Annotated in this window: 6 protein-coding genes; all 6 read right to left on the bottom strand. The window is 66.8% G+C overall.

Features of this window, described 5'->3' with window-relative positions; all coding sequences use genetic code 11:
- Positions 1–4 precede the first annotated feature (4 nt).
- The 6 genes from HCH03_RS06415 to HCH03_RS06390 all read right to left on the bottom strand — a co-directional run bounded on the left by HCH03_RS06415 (position 5) and on the right by HCH03_RS06390 (position 17802).
- Positions 5–1510: a glutamate synthase-related protein gene (locus HCH03_RS06415; RefSeq protein ID WP_080143526.1), complete on the bottom strand. Its 1506-nt coding sequence runs from the start codon at positions 1508–1510 to the stop codon at positions 5–7.
- A 3-nt stretch (positions 1511–1513) separates the two neighbouring features.
- Positions 1514–2719 (bottom strand): class II glutamine amidotransferase, encoded by a 1206-nt coding sequence (locus HCH03_RS06410; protein WP_221688816.1) that lies wholly within the window; start codon positions 2717–2719, stop codon positions 1514–1516.
- Positions 2720–3059: 340 nt separating this feature from the next.
- Entirely contained in the window at positions 3060–3287 is a 228-nt protein-coding gene (locus tag HCH03_RS06405) for a hypothetical protein (RefSeq protein WP_221688815.1), read from the bottom strand.
- Positions 3288–3291: 4 nt separating this feature from the next.
- Positions 3292–4155 carry a DUF6557 family protein gene (locus HCH03_RS06400; RefSeq protein ID WP_221688814.1) on the bottom strand — a complete coding sequence of 288 codons (864 nt, stop codon included), beginning with the start codon at positions 4153–4155 and terminating at the stop codon, positions 3292–3294.
- A 405-nt stretch (positions 4156–4560) separates the two neighbouring features.
- Positions 4561–5250 carry a TVP38/TMEM64 family protein gene (locus HCH03_RS06395; protein WP_246599793.1) on the bottom strand — a complete coding sequence of 230 codons (690 nt, stop codon included), beginning with the start codon at positions 5248–5250 and terminating at the stop codon, positions 4561–4563.
- Positions 5251–5583: 333 nt separating this feature from the next.
- Positions 5584–17802, bottom strand: a complete 12219-nt coding sequence (locus HCH03_RS06390; RefSeq protein WP_221688812.1) for a fibronectin type III domain-containing protein — start codon at positions 17800–17802, stop codon at positions 5584–5586.
- Positions 17803–18300 lie beyond the last annotated feature (498 nt).

Genomic DNA, 18300 nt, shown 5'->3' with positions numbered 1-18300 from the left:
TCCCTCACTCCCCTGCGTGCTTCACGCCGAGTATTTCAAGTTCCTTCTCGTTGAGCCCCACGCCGCGCAGCATAAGGCGGTTACCCCTCAAGCTGTCGATGGCGTTGATGCCCATGCCGCCCATCATCTCCTGGATCTCGTGGTTCCAGGCGCGCACGAGGTTCACCACGCGCTCGGCGCCGATCTCGGGGTTGAGGCGCCGCGTGAGCTCGGGACGCTGCGTGGCGATACCCCAGTTGCACTTGCCGCTCGCGCAGTCCTGGCACTGGTGGCAGCCTAGGGCGATGAGCGCGGCGCTCGCGCAGTAGACGGCGTCGGCGCCCAGGGCCACGGCGCGCACGACGTCCGCCGAGCTGCGGATGGATCCCGCCGCCACGAGGCTGACGCGGGACCTGATGCCCTCGTCGCGCAATCGCTGGTCGACCGCCGCCAAGGCGAGCTCCAGGGGAATGCCCACGTTGTCGCGTATGCGCGCGGGGGCGGCGCCGGTGCCGCCCCGGAATCCGTCGACCACGATGACGTCGGCTCCCGCGCGCGCCATGCCGCTGGCGATGGCGGCGGCGTTGTGGACGGCCGCGATCTTGACGGCGACGGGCTTGGCGTAGCGCGTGGCCTCCTTGAGCGAGTAGATGAGCTGGCGCAGATCCTCGATGGAGTAGATGTCGTGGTGAGGGGCCGGCGAGATGGCGTCGGTGCCCTGCGGGATCATGCGGGTTTGCGAAACCTCCTCGTTGATCTTCTCTCCCGGCAGGTGGCCGCCGATGCCGGGCTTGGCGCCCTGTCCTATCTTGATCTCGATCATGGCGCCCGCGTTCAGGTAGCGAACGTCCACGCCGAAGCGGCCGCTGGCCACCTGGACGACGGCGTGGTCGCCGTAGCGCTCGAGGTCCTTGTGCAGGCCGCCCTCCCCGGTGTTGAAATAGGTGCCCAGCTCCTCGGCGGCCATAGCGAGCGACTTCTGCGCGTTGAGCGAGACCGACCCGAAGCTCATGGCCGAGAACATGATGGGCACGTCCAGTTTGATCTGAGGAGGAAGCGGGGCCGCCGCCGTGCGCGCGCCCTCGTTCACTTTGAGCGCTTCGGGGCGGCTGCCCAGGAACACGCGCGTTTCCATAGGCTCGCGCAGCGGGTCGATGGACGGGTTCGTGACCTGGCTCGCGTTGAGCAGCAGGTGGTCCCAGTAAATGGGATAGTGCTGGGGGTTGCCCATGGACGACAGCAGCACGGCCCCCGTCTGGGCCTGCTTGGCGATGTCCTGCATGGCCTGGAGCGTCCAGTTGTTCGAGCCGTTTCCCACCTGCGGCCAACGCGTTATGGCGAGGGCCTGCGTGGGACACATGACCACGCACCGCTGGCAGTTCACGCACTTCTTATGGTCGGCCGTCACGCGGCCGAGCTCCTCGTCGACCCGATGGACCTCGTTGGCGCACGAACGCTCGCACACGCCGCACTGCACGCACTGGTCGTTGTCGCGCAGCACCTTGTAACGGGGAAGCAGGTAATCGAGCACGGTCTACACCTCCCTTTTCTCGTTGCAGGCCACCGTGACGCGCGCGGCTGGAACGCACGATGCGACGGGGTCGGACGGACCCTCGTCGACCTTGCGGGCCTTGCGAGCGGCCACCTCGTCCAGCTGCACGACGAAGGGCACGCCGCCGTCGATGGAGCGCACGTTCTCTACGTCGGGGCAGACGATCTCGATAGCCGCCTGCTCGGACGCCAGATACACCATGCTGCCCTTCTCGCCCGCCATGAGCGCGCGCAGCTTCAGGCGGTCGTTCAGCGCGAGCATGCCCTCGTCGGACCCCAGGATCACCGACATGGGCCCGTTCACGAGGGCGCTGGAATACACGCAACGGAGCGCCGTCTCGAACGCGGCCCGCTCGGGCTCCATCTTGTCGATGACGTCCCAGGCGGGTGCGCACATGATATGGGCCGCCATCTCCTGGGAGAACCCGTGTCGGCGCACGAGCAGGTCGAACAGGTAGGTGATAACCTCGGTGTCGGTCATGAGGGCGCAGTCGTAACCGTACTGCTCGACGTAGCGCCGGTTCGCGTCGTAGCTGGATATCTCGCCGTTGTGCACGATGGACCAGTTCAACAGCGTGAACGGATGCGCCCCGCCCCACCAGCCGGGCGTGTTCGTGGGAAAGCGCCCGTGTGCCGTCCACAACCAGGCGTCGTAGTCGCGGATGCGGTAGAACTCGCCGATGTCCTCGGGGTATCCCACGCCCTTGAACGCGCCCATGTTCTTGCCCGACGAGGCGACGAAGGCGCCGTCGATGGAAGCGTTGATGCGGAACACGTGCTGCATGGTGTACTCGGCTTCGTCCAGGCCGCTCATATTGAGTTTCACCGGGTGGGGTGCGGCGAAGTAGCGCCAGATGTCCGGCGGGTCCTGGATGCCGCGCACGTTCTCGGTGGGTATGCGTTCCTGCTTCTCGCACATGAAGTGCGCGTCGAGGTACGCCTCCGTCTCGGTGCGAGCTTCCTTGCTCTCGTACATGATGTGGAACGCGTACAACTCGGCGTATTCGGGGTAGATGCCGTAGGCGGCGAAACCGCCTCCCAAGCCGTTGCTGCGGTCGTGCATGAGCGCGATCGACTTCAGGATGTCGTCGCCGTCATGCCGCCGCCCAGTACGGTCCATGATGCCGGCTATGGCGCATCCGGACGGGATGCGCGTCGCACCTTCCCGGAGCCTTTCCCGTGGGGACATGGTCACTCTCCTCGTCTGCAAGCCGCGCCAACCGCGCGGCGGCACCTGGCCGTTCGCAGCGGAGGCGGTCGACGCGCGCCGCGAACGGTTGTCGCCGTTCATAAGAAATGTGGGGGCTTTGCATCCTCGTCGCAGCCGTCGGGACGACGCGCGGAGGTCCGAGTCGACGCGCCGTCCGCAGCTGTTGCCCGCCGCGAAGCCGTCGCCTGCGAAACGCAGGCTCCTTCGAAGCGGCAGACGAGGATGCAAGGCACCCACATTCTGTGGTGCAACAAGTTTACGGCGCTTATGTTTCGGCCACGTATGTGTCGTGTTTCGACTCTGTTACGGCCCCCGACGATCAGCCCGCGCCCGCGTCGAGCACGCGCAAGGGATCAGCCGCCCCTCCCCTCGGCGACGTGAAGGGGCCTTCGCCGCCTCCAAGCAGGATCGCCTCGAAGGCGGCCGGCGACAGCACGACCGCCGCCTCTTCGGCTCCGTCCGCGATGACGACGGGACGGGGGTACCCGCGAACGAGCCGGATGAGCGCGCGAACGCTCCCCGCATGGGCCAACTGCAAGACATCCATGTCGTCAGCTCCTTTCCAAGCAGCGTGCGAGATCGAGCATGCGCTCGTAGAAGGCATGGCGAGCGTTGTGGTTCATCACCGCAACGCGCTGAGAAAGGCTCTTGAGCGCATCGTCGGAAAAGCGATCGGGGACGCCGAGGCCGTAGTCGACCGGCGCCGCGCCAAAGCGGCGGGCGCTCGCGAAGCGAAGGGGCTTTCCTCCTTCGTCGAGACTCGAGCCCATCAGGCGTGCAGCCTTCTCGCGAGCCATGCGTGCTTGGATCTTGTCGTACTCGAAGCCGAAGAACGTCATCTCCCAGAACGCGCTCGCAAGGACGAGGTAGCGTTCGCGCGTGCGCCAATCGCCCCCTAGCCACACTTTGCACCCAAGCGTGCGCTCCCAGGGCGACAGCGCGTAGCTCCGCTCCCCGAAAGCGTCTTCCTCCAACGAGCCCCGCCCGCCAACCGTCAAAGAACGCAAGCGACGATCGGCTGCTTTCACCTGTTTGTACGACACCGCTTGCCCACCGGAGGCGTCGAGCAGGCGTTTGGCGGCGGCCACGTCGTAGCGCGGGACGAGCGCGGCGCAGAGCCGCCACGCTATCGACGCTTGGCGTGCATCGAGCACGTACGACTCGCGCGGAGCCAGCACCCATCCCTTGTTCGGCCCCCGTTCGACCCGAAGGGCGCTCATGGCGTCGAGCGACGCGTCGAGACGGCGGCGCATGCGCTTGAGGCGCTTCGCGTCGACGCAGGTGCCGCGGCAGGCGAATTCCTCGAGGATGACCCGCTCCAGAAGGTGCCGGTCGCATGCGTCGAGCGTTTCTTGGAGGGTAGGCAGATCACCGGGGCGCAGGCGCGCGCGATCCCAGAGGCGCGCGGCGCTCATGACGCCCTCCTTCCAACGCGGCCCGCATCGACGCACGCGCCGCGCTCTGCAAGCGCGCAAAAGTCATGACGGCTCCGGCCGCACGCAACCACTCGGACGCATGCAACCGACTTCCCACACCCTGCCGACATCGCAAACGCGACCATGGCAAGACACCTCGCTTCCCTTGGGTTCCTGGGGCTGAGAGGATCCTGCAAGCGTGGTACGGGCGACGCGGAACACCGCCGCCATCTATGGGCTGCGCCGTCGCCTTCGGCGACGGGAATGGCAGCGCTTGCACTGGCTCTTTCGTTCGTTAATAGTGTAGCATATTATACGAACGTTTGTTTGTTAAATTTTCTAAAGGTGACAACTTTTCGCCTTTTCGCTGCTTGCTCCATCCATGCGGAACAAGCAGGTTGGGTCTCAGCTGTCGCCCCGCCCCGCTCCCGTGCGGTCGTCGGCACCCCTTCGCGTCTCCTGGTGCTTGCGCATGCGGTAGTACACCGTCGCGCCCGCAACGACGAACGCGGCGATGCCTCCGGCAACGAAGGCGGCCGCACGCCAGTCGCCTCCCGCCGCAAGCGAAGAGGCCAGCGCCGACGCCGCGATGGAGGGAAGCCGCCCCGCCGTGGTGATAAGCAGGATGCGCAGCGGCTTGACGCCGGCGAGCGCCGCCACGTACGTCATGACGTCCTTCGGCGCGACCGGGATGAGGAAGTACAAAAGCAACAGCAGCTCGAAGCGCGGCGAGTCGCCCAACCGCTCGAACCGCTCAAGTTTGCCAGGGGACACGAGCAGCCCCAGCACGCGATCGCCCACCAAGTGCACGGCCACGATGATGGCAACGGTACCGAACACGCTTCCGACAAGGTAGACGAGCGAGCCCTCCCAGAAGCCGAACGCGTAACCGGCCGCCAGCTCGAAGGGTTCGGCCGGAATGAACGCGGAAAGCTGCTGCACGACAACGAGGACAACGAAGGCGATAGGCGCCACCGGCCCCAAACGGGCCGCTTGCTCCTGCACGCGCCGCCCGTCGGCGAGATAGGCGAGCGCGTCCCGTCCGTAGAGAACCGCCAGCACGGCGAGGGCTACGGCAACGCACGCGACAACCAAAACGAACGCTTTCCGTCGCCTGCGCAGTGCCCCGTTGTTTTCGCTTTTCGCCATGCCATGAATTGTCGTACGCCGAAACGGCTCGTGCGTTCGGGCGGGGAAACAACTTGGCAACCGCCTGGGAAATGTACCAAAAGGCACCTGTCCCCAATCGGGGACATGATTCGGCGGTTTTTCCACGGCTTTTTGCCGGCCTCGAAAGCGTTGTCCTAGGTCAGAATTTTTCGCCCTGGAGACGATTGCCACAGCCGCACCTTTTTACCACCCCGCACGACACCGGGTCGCCTGAAAGGGACGGCCCGGCACCGGGGAGCGGTGCCGGGCCGAGCCTCCTTAGGACAGTTTGCGGCGGGCGACGAGGGCGACGCAGACGGCGGCCAATGCGCCGACGACGAGGGGCACGGGAGCCAGCGGGTCGCCCGTGGGTGCGAGCGCCTTGCCACCGTTGTCGCCGCCGCCGTTGTCGGGCGTGGGCGTCGGACTCGGCGGATCCGGCGTCGGCGGATTGGGCGTCGGGCCGGGATCAGCCTGCACCACGGTGAACGCCGCGCTGGCCGATCCGTCTGCGAACGCAACCGTCAGCTCGTGCGCGCCAACCGAGAGCTCGGCCAGGTAAGCGGCCGAAAGCGTCACTACGGTGCTGCCCTCGGCAACCGTGTAGTCCGCACCCAGAACAAGCTTGGCGCCGTCCACGGTCACCGATAGGAACTTGTCCAGCGGCCCGTTGACGGTGAACGCCAACCCGGACTGCCCCGGCTTCCACGTGCCGTCAGCCCCGGCGATCACGCGGTAGGCCTGATGCACAAGCGTGGTGAACGAGGGTCCTAAGACCTTCTCGGAAGCCAGGACGTTGTCGCCCGACCCCCGGAACGCCTGGACGTACCACTCGTAGGCCGTGCCCTCGGCCAAGCCGGACAGCGGCAGCGTCGCACCAGTCAGCCCCGCGACCTCCGTCCAATCGGCTCCGGCGGCAACCGCGCGGTACCCCACCGTGAAGGTGTCGGCGGCCGCGTCGCCCTCCCACGAGAGCACCGCGTCCGCGAACCCGACCTCGCCTGCTTGCAGGTTGCCGGGCGTGACCGGCCTCACCAGCACGAGCGCCTCCTTGCTGGTCACGACGACCGGCGCACCCCCGTCGAGCGCCTGCGCGGCCGTGCAGCGCACGTAACCGCCCGTGCCGGCGTCCAGCGTCACCGAGCGCCCGCCGTCGCCGACGGGATGCCACGCGTCCACATCCGCAGGATCGGAATCGAGCGCTCGCAGCTCCCATGCGTACGCGACGCTCGCATCCTCGTCGCCCAGGTTCGTGGCGGCCTTGAGCGAAGCCTGCTCGCTCGGCCCGATCTCCTGGGAGGACGGATCCACCGCGATGCTTTCCAGAACGGGTTTCACGGACCGCGTGGAGAACGAGCCCGTGCCGGACCACGCGGAGTCCACGCCGTTCTGAGTGGCCTTCACGCGCCACTCGTACGCCGTGGCGGGCTCGAGGCCCTTCAAGACGCACTGCATGGCCTGGACGTCCACGTTCTCCGCAGATGTCCACGCCCCCTCGCCCGCTACACGGTACTCCACGGCGAACGAGCCCGCAGCGCCAGGGCCTGCCCACGCCCAGGCGAGCGTCGCTTCGTCCACGGCAGCCTCGGCCGCGAGGCCCGAAGGAGCCGCCGGCGAGAGCGCGAGGACCGCCCCGTTGCTCTCCACCGCCTTGCTCGGGCCGTCGCCGCGCTGGGACGTGGCCACGCAGCGGAAGCCGTGCTTGCCCGCCTCGCGGGACTCGTCGGCCTTCACCTCGAGCGTGCGCCCGGTGGCGCCGGCGATGTCGACCCACGAGCCGCCCTGGTCGGACTGCCACTGGAAGGACAGGCTCTCCTCGGCGTCGTCGTCCACGTTCGTGGTCACGGCGAACGTCGTCGCAGCGCCGGAGCCGGCGATGCCCGACGCGGAGGCCGGCGACACCGTGGCCTCCTTCAGCAGGCTGCCCTTGGACGCGGTGCGGAACTCCGGACCGTCGACCCACTCGGACGCAAGGCCGTTGGGCGACGCCGCGCGCACCCGCCACACGTAGTCGGTGCCGGGTTCGAGGCCCTCCGCCTGGTACGACGCGTCGTGCAGGTCGCCGACCTCGGTCCACTCGGCAGCGTCCGCCTTCTTATAGGACAGCTCGTAGGAGCCTCCCTCCGGCAACGTGCCCGACCAGGAAAGTCGAACCTCGGTCTCGCCCGGCTCGCCCGCCTTCAACTCCGCAGGCGCGGCCGGCTTCACGCGCACGACGGCCGCGTCGCTCGTCTTCGACACCTTCGAGCCGCTGCCGAACGCCTGCTCAACCGTGCAGCGCACGTACGCGTCGGTGCCGGCGGGCAGCGTGAGCTCGCGACCCGTCTCGCCCTCGATTATGCTCCACGCGTCGGCGCCGGAATCGAACGCCCGACGCTCCCACGCGTACGAGAGCGTGTAGCCCGCGCCCTCGACGTCGTCGAGGTTGGTGACGGCGGCGAACGTCGCCTGCGCGTCCGGCGCGACCTCCTGGGAGGCCGGATCGACCGTCACGCTCTCCAACGCCGGAGCGGTGGAGAACGAAGCCATGTCGGACCACGCGGAGTCCATGCCGTTCTGGGTCGCCTTCACGCGCCACTCGTACGCCGTGGCGGCCTCGAGGCCCTCCAGGACGCACTTCATGGCCTGGGAGTCCACGTTCTCCGCAAGCGTCCACGGCTCGGTGTCCGCCACGCGGTACTCCACGGCGAACGAGCCCGCCGACCCCGGACCGGCCCACGACCAGGCAAGCGTCGCCGTATCCGCCGCGCCCTCGGCGGCAAGGTCGGAGGGAGCCGCCGGCGAGAGCGCCACGACCACCGTGTTGCTCTCTACCGTCTTGGGCGCGCCGCCCTCCGGCGTGCCGGTGACGAGGCAGCGCAGGGAATGCTCGCCCGCCTCGCGGTCGGCCACGGACAGCTGGATGCCGTCGCGCGTCTCGCCCGGCAGATCCGCCCATGCGCCACCAACGTAATTCTGCCACTGGTAGGCGAGCGCCTCGCCTACCCCGCCGACGATCTCGGTCACAGAGAATGCCGCCGGCTCGTCGCTTCCGGCCACGCCCTCCACGCGCTCGGGGGCCGCGACCGCGCCCTCGAGCGTGCTGTCCTTCGCCTTGGTGGAGAACGCGGGGCCGTCGACCCATGCGGACGCAAGGCCGTTGTCGGACACCGTGCGCACGCGCCACTCGTACTTGGTGCCGGGGGTGAGGCCGGTCACGGTTTGCGAGGCTTCCGCAAGCCCGGCGACCGACGCCCAGTCTTCGGCTCCGGCCGCCCGGTACGACAGCGCGAAGGTGCAGCCCTCGGGCAGCGCGCCGGACCACGAAAGCGCGGCCTCGGTTTCGTCCAGGGCGTCAACCGTCAATCCAGTCGCGATCGCGTCGGGCCGCACGCGCACGCGCGCCTCGTTGCTGGGCTTCGTCACCGGATCGGCCCCCGGAGCAGCCATGTACGTGACCAAGCAGCGCACGTAGCCGTTCGTTCCGACGGGAAGCGTCGCCTTGGCCTCCGTGGCGCCCTCCACCGTTTGCCACGCTCCAGAGCCGGAATCGAGCGCACGCGTCTGCCACTCGTAAGCGAGCGCGCCGGCGTCCACGCCCTCCACGCCGTCCAGGTTCGTGGCGGCCGAAAGCTCCGCCGATTCGCTTGACGCCATCACCAGGTCGGTGGGCTCGACGACAACCGCCTCAAGCTGCGCATCGGAATGCTCCGCGGCCGTGGAGAACACGTTCGCGAACGACGGCAGCGATTCCACGTCGTTCTGCACGGTTTGCACGCGCCACTCGTAAACCGTGTCGGGCTTCAAGCCTTCGACCATGCACGACGTCTGAAAAGCCGCGACCTTCGTCCAAGTGACGGTGCCGCTTTCCCGATAGAACACGTTGTACGCGGCCCCGGACAAGCTGCCGCTCGACCACTCCCACGCAAGCGTTGCCTTGTCGGATTCGACGGCGGACGCCGTCAGCCCCTTCGGGGCGGCGGGTGCAAGCGTGCAGGTCACCGCGTTGCTGGGCACGAGGCAATCGGAAACGCTGCCGTCTTTTTTGGGGGGATGCATCGTAACCAGGCAGCGATACGTGCTCGTTCCGGCCTCGGCCGCAGCGTTCGCCTCAATGCTCAGCGTGGGCGAGGTTTCGTTCTCCAGGTTGGTCCAGCTGTTGCTGTCGGCCCCCTTGCGCTGCCACTGGTACCCCGTCGGTTCCTGCACGCCCACGTCCACGGCAGGCGTGGCCGTGAACGTGAGGGTGCGGCCGTTGCCGACGACCGCCGCCGCCCGCGCCGGCGTGGCATCCACCTTCGGCGCAGTGAACGCGGGGCCGTCCACCCACTCCGTAACCGGGCCGTCGCTCATAATCGTGCGCACCCGCCACTCGTAGGAGGCGCCCGGCGTTAGCATCGAGTAATTCAGCGTCTCGCCCAAACCGACAAAACTGCTGCGCGTGGTCCATTCGCTCGCACCCGCCATGCGGTATTCCATCTCGTAGCCGTCGACGCCGTAGCGACGACCGCTCAAAGTCCACCCGAGGGTGATGCCGTTGTTGTAGTAGTTTTCATTGAACACCACATACGGATCGCTCGGCGGCGAGGGCTCGACGCGTATTCTGGCCGGGTTGCTGGCCACGGCCGTGCTCGTCTCGCCGACGGTCTGCGTCACCGTGCAACGCACGTAGCGGTTTGTCTCCCCCTGTTCCCCGGAAAGCGTCAAGCTTGCCCCCGTCGCACCCTCGATCTCTTTCCATGTTGTCTCGGTTTCGTAGGGCTTCTCGGTTAGCGCGCACCACTCCCACCGGTACTCGAGCGTGCCCTTGCTCTGGTCGTCGTCCACATTCGTGGCAGCGGAGAGCTCCACCGAATCGTCCGCGCCCACCAGCTGGTCGGACGGCGCCACCGCCACCGCATAGAGCCCCTCGACCGGCTTCGTGGGCGGCGTGATGAACGCGGAAACCTCCGACCAGGACGACGTTACGCCGTCCTTCACAACCCGCACGCGCCACTCGTAGACGGATCGCTCCGCCAACAACGCGGCCTTGCACGTCCTGTTCTCGTTGTCTACGACGAGCTTGCCGTTGGATATGATGTCCTCTTCGTTGCTGTAGTGCCAGGGGTCGTTTTTGATGCCGGCAGGACCCGCAACCATGTGGTAGCCCACGACGAACTCGTCGCCCTCGGCCAATGCACCGTCCCACGTCCAACCGAACGTGGCCGTATTCGCCTCGATGTCGCTTTCCTGAAGCTTGACGGGCGCGAGGGGCGTCACGGTCACGATGGACTCGTTGCTCGTGACTTCCTTCTCGTAGATGCCTCGCGCTGCCTTGACCACACAGCGGTAGCCGTACGTGCCAACCGGCATATTTTTCGTGGAAACCTGCAACGTGGCACCGGTCTGCTCCTGCAGGTCGTCCCAACCGGAATCGGCGTTGCGCTGCTGCCATTGGTAGGAAAGCTGCTCGTGATCGACGTCGTTGTCGGCCTTCGCCACGAGCTCGACGGTGCTGTCCGTGCCCACCACGACGCTCGGCGCGGACGGCGCAACCTCCACCTTCGAGAACACGATGCTCTCCGGCAACGTGACGAACGGAGGGCCCGCCACCCAGTCCGAGCTCAGCGGATCGCTGTACGTGGCGGTGGAGCGCACGCCCCACTCGTACACCGTGCCCGGCACAAGGTCGGGCAGGCGCACGGGCGCGTCGCCCGGATCCCAACCCAGCGCCTGGTTCCACTCGCTCGCGCCGACGGCACGCCACATCAGGTCGGACTCGACGTCCTGCCCCCCATCGTCCCACGTGACCACAGCCGATTCCTTCTCCACGTCGCTAACCTGAAGGTCGCTCGGCGGCGCGGGCGTCTCGCGCACGCGCGCCTCGTTGCTGGTCACGGAGGTTCCGGCCAGCGGCACGGCCGCCAGCCCCACCGGGTTGTACGTCACCGTGCAGCGCACGTAGGCGCTCGTGCCGGCATCGAGCGTCAGCACGCGGTCCGTCGCGTCGTCGATCACGGCCCAATCGCTTGAATCGAGGCCCCGCTTCTCCCACACATACGTCTTCGTCGCGACCGAGGAGTCGACGTCGTCCACGTTCGTGAGCGCAGCGAACGTTGCCTGCTCGCCCGCTTCGACCGTTTGGTCCATCGGACCCACCACCACATGCGTAAGCTGGGGCACAAGCGGCAGCGACTGCGTGACGAACAGCGACGTTGCCGAGCGCACCGACGGCGTGACGCCGTTCATCACCTGCACGTACCACTCGTAGGTGGTGGCGGGCTTCAGGCTGCTCAGCGCATACGAGGCCTCGCGTTCGGTGCTGGCGCTCTGCCAGTCTGCAGACCCCGATTCGCGCCAGAACACGCGATAGGACAGGCCGTCGCCCTCGTTCAGGGCGTTCGTCCACGCAAGCTCCGCCGTGGCCGCCGTGATGTCGCTCGCCACCAGGCCGGCAGGCACCTTCGGCACGGTCACGAAGCTCACCGCCTCGCTGGCCATGGACTTCAGCGCCACGCCGTCCTTACCGGCCGTCACCACGCAGCGGTACAGGCACGAGCGCGGCGCGCTGCTCGAAGCGTCCGCGACCATCGTGCGCCCCGTCTGCTCCGGCATGTCGCTCCATTGGTCGCCGGTCGCGCTTTCCTGCCACTGGTACGACAGCGTTTCCCCGTTTTGGGCACCGTCCAGGTTCGTCGTCGCCGTGTACACGACGCCCTCGCCGCTGCCCGCCACGGCCGTGCCGAAGCGGGGCGTCACCGACACGGCGGAAAGCGCGCTCGTCTCCGCGAGCGTGACGAACGTGCCGCCCGACGCCCAGTCGGACCGCAGCTCGCCGCGCACCACGGCGCGCACGCGCCAGGAATACACGTTGTTGGGATCGAGGCCCTCCACGTCGCACGACGTGTTCGCGCCCACGTTCTCCACGTCAACCCACGCGTCATCGACCGGTTTCGGCCCTTCCGCGTACTGCACCTCGTAGGTTGCCGGACGCACGTCGGCGCTTGCCCAGGACAGGTGCGCCGACGTCGTGCTCGCCTCGGCGGCAAGCTGCACGGGCTGCCCCACGGGAACGCTCGTCAGCAGCAGTCCGGTGGAGCTGGTCACGCTTTTCCGATCGGTGCCCACTACTTTGCCGTAGTTTTTCGTCGTTCTCGTAGACGTGACGATGCAGCGGTAGGCGTCCGCCGCGCCGCCCTCGGGCGCCGTGACGGAGAGCGTCGCCGCGTCGCCGCCGTCCACGTCGCACCAGCTGTCGCCGAAGACGTTGCGCTGCCAGCGGTACTCCAGCTCCTCCGATGCCTCGGCGTCGACGTTCGTCGAAACCTTGAACTCCACCGTTTCGCCGGCATCGACCTGCTCCTTGTCCGGCGACACCGTCGCCTCGGCGAGCGCGCTCTCTTGCGGCAGCTTGAGGGTCGCGTACGACTGCGAGGCGCTCGACCAGAAACCGGCCAGCGGCGCGGCGTACACGTACACCGAGTAGTCCATTCCGGGCTGCAGCCCGTCAAGCTGACAGGCGCCCGTCTGCGCGCCCTCCTCGATGGTGACGACCTTCCAGAGCATGGGCCCGGCCTGAGGATACGCCATGCACTGGTAGCTCACCGCGTAGCGGCGCACCGCGCCGCTCGGAGTCCAGGTGATCTCGCCCGACGTCGGGTTGGTCGCCTGCGCCTGCACGTTCGCCACCGGAGCAGGAACCACCGTCAGGTAGGCCGCCCCGCTGGCCGCCTCGGCCGTCTGGTCGCTCTTCGCGTTCACCGCCACGCAGCGGATGGCCGCGCCCACGTCCGACGCGTCCACATCGCGCACCGTGAGCGTGGTCGCACCGGTGGTTTCATCGGTGCCGATCGCATACTTCTCGCTCGCCGCGATGTCGGAGAAGTCCTGCTCGTCCATCGCCTTGCGCTGCCAGCGGTACGAGAGCGCGCCGCCTCCGTCGCCCACGCTCGCTTGCGCCGTGAACACGGCATCCGCGCCCGGTTCCACCCGCACGCTCTTCGGCATCTGCGAGAAGGCGGGCACCTCGATGGTGGGCTCCGCCAGCGTCTTCACGCCGCTCGACACCCCGGATTCGCCTTCCACCCCGTTCGCGAACGCCGACACTATCACCCGGTACTCCGTATCGGGCTTGAGGCCGGTTAGCTTGCGATGCAGCTTCCCGTCGGCACCCGCCGTGGCCTCGCGGGCGTTCACCAGGTACGTCGTGGAGCGCACGATATAGTTGTTCTCGTCTATCTCCTGGCGCTCGATGATGTACCCGCCGTCGGCGTCCTTGATCCCCTCGATCTCCGGGAACGTCGCCTTCAGGCTGTCGATGGTGGCCTCGCCCAACTCCACATTCGTCATCCGCGGCGGCTCCACGTCGGCGGCGGTGGGGTTCGTCCACACCGTGGACGTGCCGTCGCCCCGCTCCGCCACCACGCACACCCTCCACTGCCGCCCGTAGTCGGCGGAGGTCAGCTCGTGCTCGAAGGTCATCGTGCGCGACTCGTCGCTGTTTCCGACCGTGGCCGTCTCGCCCGTGTCCACCCAGTCGTCGTCGCCTTCGCGCCACGTGTACAAGTATCCGGTAGCCGCCTTGAAGTCGCCGCTGTCCGCCGCGTAGTCGGCTGCGATGTGGAACGTGTCCGTGCCCACCACGCCCTGCTCCTCGGCCACCGACGCAGACCACGTGCCCGCCTGGGGCAGCTCGGCCGTGGTGAACGACACCGGCTCCGACGCGGCCAGGTTCACGTCGCTGCGCGGGTCGCAGGCAGACACGGTCACCTGGTAGTCGCCGCCCGGAACGAGGTTCTCCAGATCGAGAGTCTGCTTCCCAGGAGAGGGTACCTCCACCGTGTAGCTGGTCGCCCCCGTCACTGTGATGCGGTAAGCGCGGGGGGTGCCTTCCTCGGACGATCCCCACGATACCGAGGCGCTGTACGACCCGACATTCTCCACCGTCACCTTGAGCGGCTCGGAAGTGGCGTGAAGGACCGGTATGGGAAGAAGGTGCTTCTCCGTGCCCTCGACCTTCTTCGTGGGATTGCCGCGGCTGTCGGTCTCCCACACCGAGGCGATCACGTCGCACCACTCCGCCTTGGTGGGATCCCAGCCTCCGGGAAGGTTCTTGAACTCGTTCGGATAATACACCATCGAGTCATCCGTGGTGACCATCGAAAGGCTGAAGTCTTCGTCCTGAGGGTCCTCCAGCTTCTTCGTGAGCCGCCATTCGTATCGAGCCACATGCTTGCCGTCGTCGTAGCCCGCCCAGTCGTAGTCCACGCTGCACCATTGCCCGATGCCGTCATCCGTGAGATGGGTCTGGTCCCAAACGCACGTTAGCTCGCCCTGCGTATCGAAGTCGCAGGCATCCCAATTCTTCTTGCCGCCGTCGTACGCCTCCACGGTCGCCACGTAATGCTTCTGGGATTCCAGATCCACGTACACAGGCTGGCCGGGCTCATGGCTGTAGAAGCTCTGCTCGTACACCACCGAGTTGCCGAGCTCGACCGTGACCTTGAAACCGCCGTCCGGCTGGGTGCGGCCTGCACCGTCGCTCCATGCCCAGTCGATGGCCGCGCGCGTGCCGTCGCCGACGATGTCCACGGCGATGTCCTTCGGCGCGGGAGCGAACACGGTGAGCTCGCACGGAGACCATTCGCTCACCGTGTCGACGGGCGCCGGCGGCGTGGACAGCCGCACTCGGAAGCGCGCGTCGTCGAACTTCATATCGGCCCTCACCGTGGCGTACAAACGCGCGCTCGTGCGGTCGTCGTTCCAAGCCACGCCCTTGATGGGGTTGCCGGCGTCGTCCTTGACGAAGAACTCGTCGGGCACCTGGGACCATCCGTCCTTGTAGTAGTCCCACAGAACGACCGGATCGCTGTCCAAGGGCTGCGCGAACTCGACGTCCGCCGCGAGGTTGATCGTTTCGTTGGTGAACGCATCGTAGTCCTGATGGAAGTTGACCGGCTTCTTGCCGTTGTCGGTGTCCTTCACCACGGGCTCGTCCGTCACCTGCACCGGCGTGATGCTGGCGGCCACGTTGTCGGCATACGGCACCACGAACGGCACGCGGTACGGCTCGCTCTCGCCTTGGTAGTTGCCCTTTATGTTGTAGCGGGGGGACGTGCGCGCCACGCACAGGGTGTAGGCCTGGCCCTCGTGCAGGTGCTGGTTTTCCAGCGTGAACGAGCGGGTCGAGCCGTAGTCGGGTTCGAAATACTGCTTCTTCGTGATTATGTTGGTGGGACCGCCCTCTATCCATGCCAGATGGCCGTAGTCGGAGGAGTTCTCTTGGTCCATGAGCACGGGGATGTCGCCCACGAGGCTCCCATTGACGTCGTAGGAGTGCGTGCCCAGGGCCTCGTCCTCCTCCGTGTCGTCTTTCAGCTCGACGGACGAGACCTTCGTCTGCGTCTGCGGGATGTCCAGCACGATGCGCGCCGAGCCGGTGTAGACGGTGCCCTCGTACGGCCACGCCTGGTAGTCTATCTTGAAGCGGTAGTCGTAGCGGGCCTCGTCCATGGAGTCGATGTAGAAGATGTGCTGCGCGTCGTTGTGCCCGACGGGACACACGTCTTCCCACGTGCCACCCTTCTTGCGCTGCAGCGTCGTGTCGAAGCCGTCCGAGGAGCTCGTCTTGAAGCTGGTGGCGAAGTCGAAGCAGACTTCGTGGATCGCGTCGGCTTCCGCGGAGATGAGCGTCCAGTCCTCGGGCTGCCGGAAGATCTCGAACGCGGGAAGCCCCGGCTCGCCCCATTGCGCGTACAGCGTGACGGTGTTTTTGCTGTCCGCGTAGTCGGCGAGGTCGGCGGTGTCCTCGTGAGCCCAGGTTGCCGAGGGGTCGCTCCCGTCGCGCTCGGTGGCCCAACCGAGGAAGGAGCAGCCTTCGTCGGCCTTCGTGCCCGTGTACGAGCAGACGGGCAGCGCGCCGAGGGGATCGCCTTCCATGACCGTCTTGCTCGCCTCCGTCCCCGTCGGATCCATCTTGTACTGGTTGATGGACCCGGGAGGGTTCAACTCGAATTTGACAGTGTAGGAGTCGGGCACGCAGTAGGCGTAGAAGACGGGCTCGCCTCCGTAGATGCGGTCGTGGATGTCGTTTTGGTCCATATTGTATTTTTTGGGAGGCGCGTCCCACGTGCCGTCGGCCTTGGGAGCCTCGCGCGTCCAGTAGGCCCGATGATAACCGTCCGGCGAGTACGAGCTGGGAAGCTTGAAGTAGCCGTCGTCGCCCGGAATCATGTTCCAATGATAGCTCGCTTGGTCCACCCTGCTGGTCAGGGGGCTTATCCACGTCGATTCGATTCTCAGACCGGCGCCCGTCTCCTTGAGCACCGGATACTCGGAGTTCGTGCACGACCACGACCTGTCGTCTTCGTACACGTCGTAGCCCAGCTCCGAGAGCACGTGCGAGGAGGAGAGCTCGGCATCTCTCACAATGGTGCCGTTGCGACTATTGTCGCTCACGGCGCTTTCCGGCACGCTATCGCGAGAGGTGAAGCTGTGGATGACGTTGCCCCTGCCCCCTTCGCTAACACCGCCGATGATGCCGCCCGCATGGTCGGCCAAGGCCCTGATGAGGCCCGCGTTGTAGCACCCCTCGTGCTGTGAGTTGGAGTAGTAGAACGTGTTATCGAAGTATCCCACCAGGCCGCCGGCGTACTGGGCGCCGCTGTAGGAGAAAACCGTTCCCTGGTTGAAGCAGTAATCGAAATCGGCGAGGTAGTTCTCGCCCACGCTCATGCATCCCGCCATGCCGCCGGCGTTGCCGTTGCCCCACGCCGTGATGTAGCCGTTGTTGGAGCTGTACCGGATGGCGCAATCGCGCCTTACCGTGCCCGGCGTGTCGATGCGACCCACCATGCCGCCGGCGTCGCCGTCGTTGGAGGTGACGTCGCCGAAGTTCGCGCAGTTCGTGACAAGGAGGTTTCCGTACTCGTTGTCGTAGTAGGCGCCGATGAAGCCGCCGCTGTCCTTCTCGCCGAACACGTAGGCCTGGCTCGTGCAACTTTCTATTTTGAGGTGGCGATCGTCGGAGGGGTTGTCCTTGGTGCCGATGCTTTCGAACAGGGTGGCCGCACGGTCATCGGAACCTGCGTGGGCGTGCATCACCGAGCCCAGGAGGTGGAGGTCCTTGACCGTGGTGGAGCCGCCGGCCCCGTTCGGCTTGCCGCCGGTTTTGAACAGGCCGCCGTGCTCGTGAGTGGTGAGCTGGAGTTCCACAAGGTGGCCGTTGCCGTCGAACTCGGCTGCCTGCAGGTCGGGGTGGGCCATGTCCTTGACGACGTCGTCGGTGATGGCGCCGCCGTACTCCGTGCCGTCGATGCCGGGGCCGGTGAGGTCGTTCATGAGGCGCGCGTACTGGGTGCGCTCCCAGTCGGGGCCCTTGGCGGTAAGCTCGTTGCACCATGCGATGAGGTCGTCGGTGTTGTAGATGAGCGTGGGCTCGTCGGCGGTGCCCTTGCCTTGCAGCTCTGCCGCGAAGGCGGGCGAGGGGGTCGCGAAGCCGGTTAGCGCGAGGAGTGCCGCCAGCACTCCCGTTGCGAGCAATGCCGCGAACGCCGTCCGCTTGCTTCCGTGTTCACGCTTGCATGTCCGACCCATACCGCACCTCGTTCTCGCAGGAAAGCACAACTCAAGGGAAAGTTTACCGAGGTGCGAAAGCGAAAACCGCTTTCTGGCACGAAACGAGACGATGTGGCACGAAAGCAGGGCGACCGCGCCGCCAGCGGCGAGTGCGGCGGGGATGCGCCTTAAAGGCAACGCCGCGTCCGCCGGCCGAACACGGCAGCCCGCCTGTCGCCTGGATGCGGCAAGCTCGTCCGCCCTTCGGGGCAACCAGCACCCCCTTCCCGACCCCACGGTTCGCCGGCGACCCAACTCCCCTCGAGAGAGCTTGCCGGCGCGACGGTGAAACGTTTCCGAGAATGGGAGGGGCACTGCATTATACTGTTCGCCAAGCGATCCCCGGCATGCGCGAGCTGGCACGAAACACGGCGATCTGGCACGAAAACATCCGTCGACCTTCGACGATACCGCCAAAATGGA

Source organism: Gordonibacter massiliensis (ex Traore et al. 2017) (assembly GCF_019731765.1).
Classification (GTDB): domain Bacteria; phylum Actinomycetota; class Coriobacteriia; order Coriobacteriales; family Eggerthellaceae; genus Gordonibacter; species Gordonibacter massiliensis.
The sequence above is the reverse complement of the archived record's forward strand: the minus strand, read 5'-3'. Positions and strand labels throughout refer to the sequence as shown.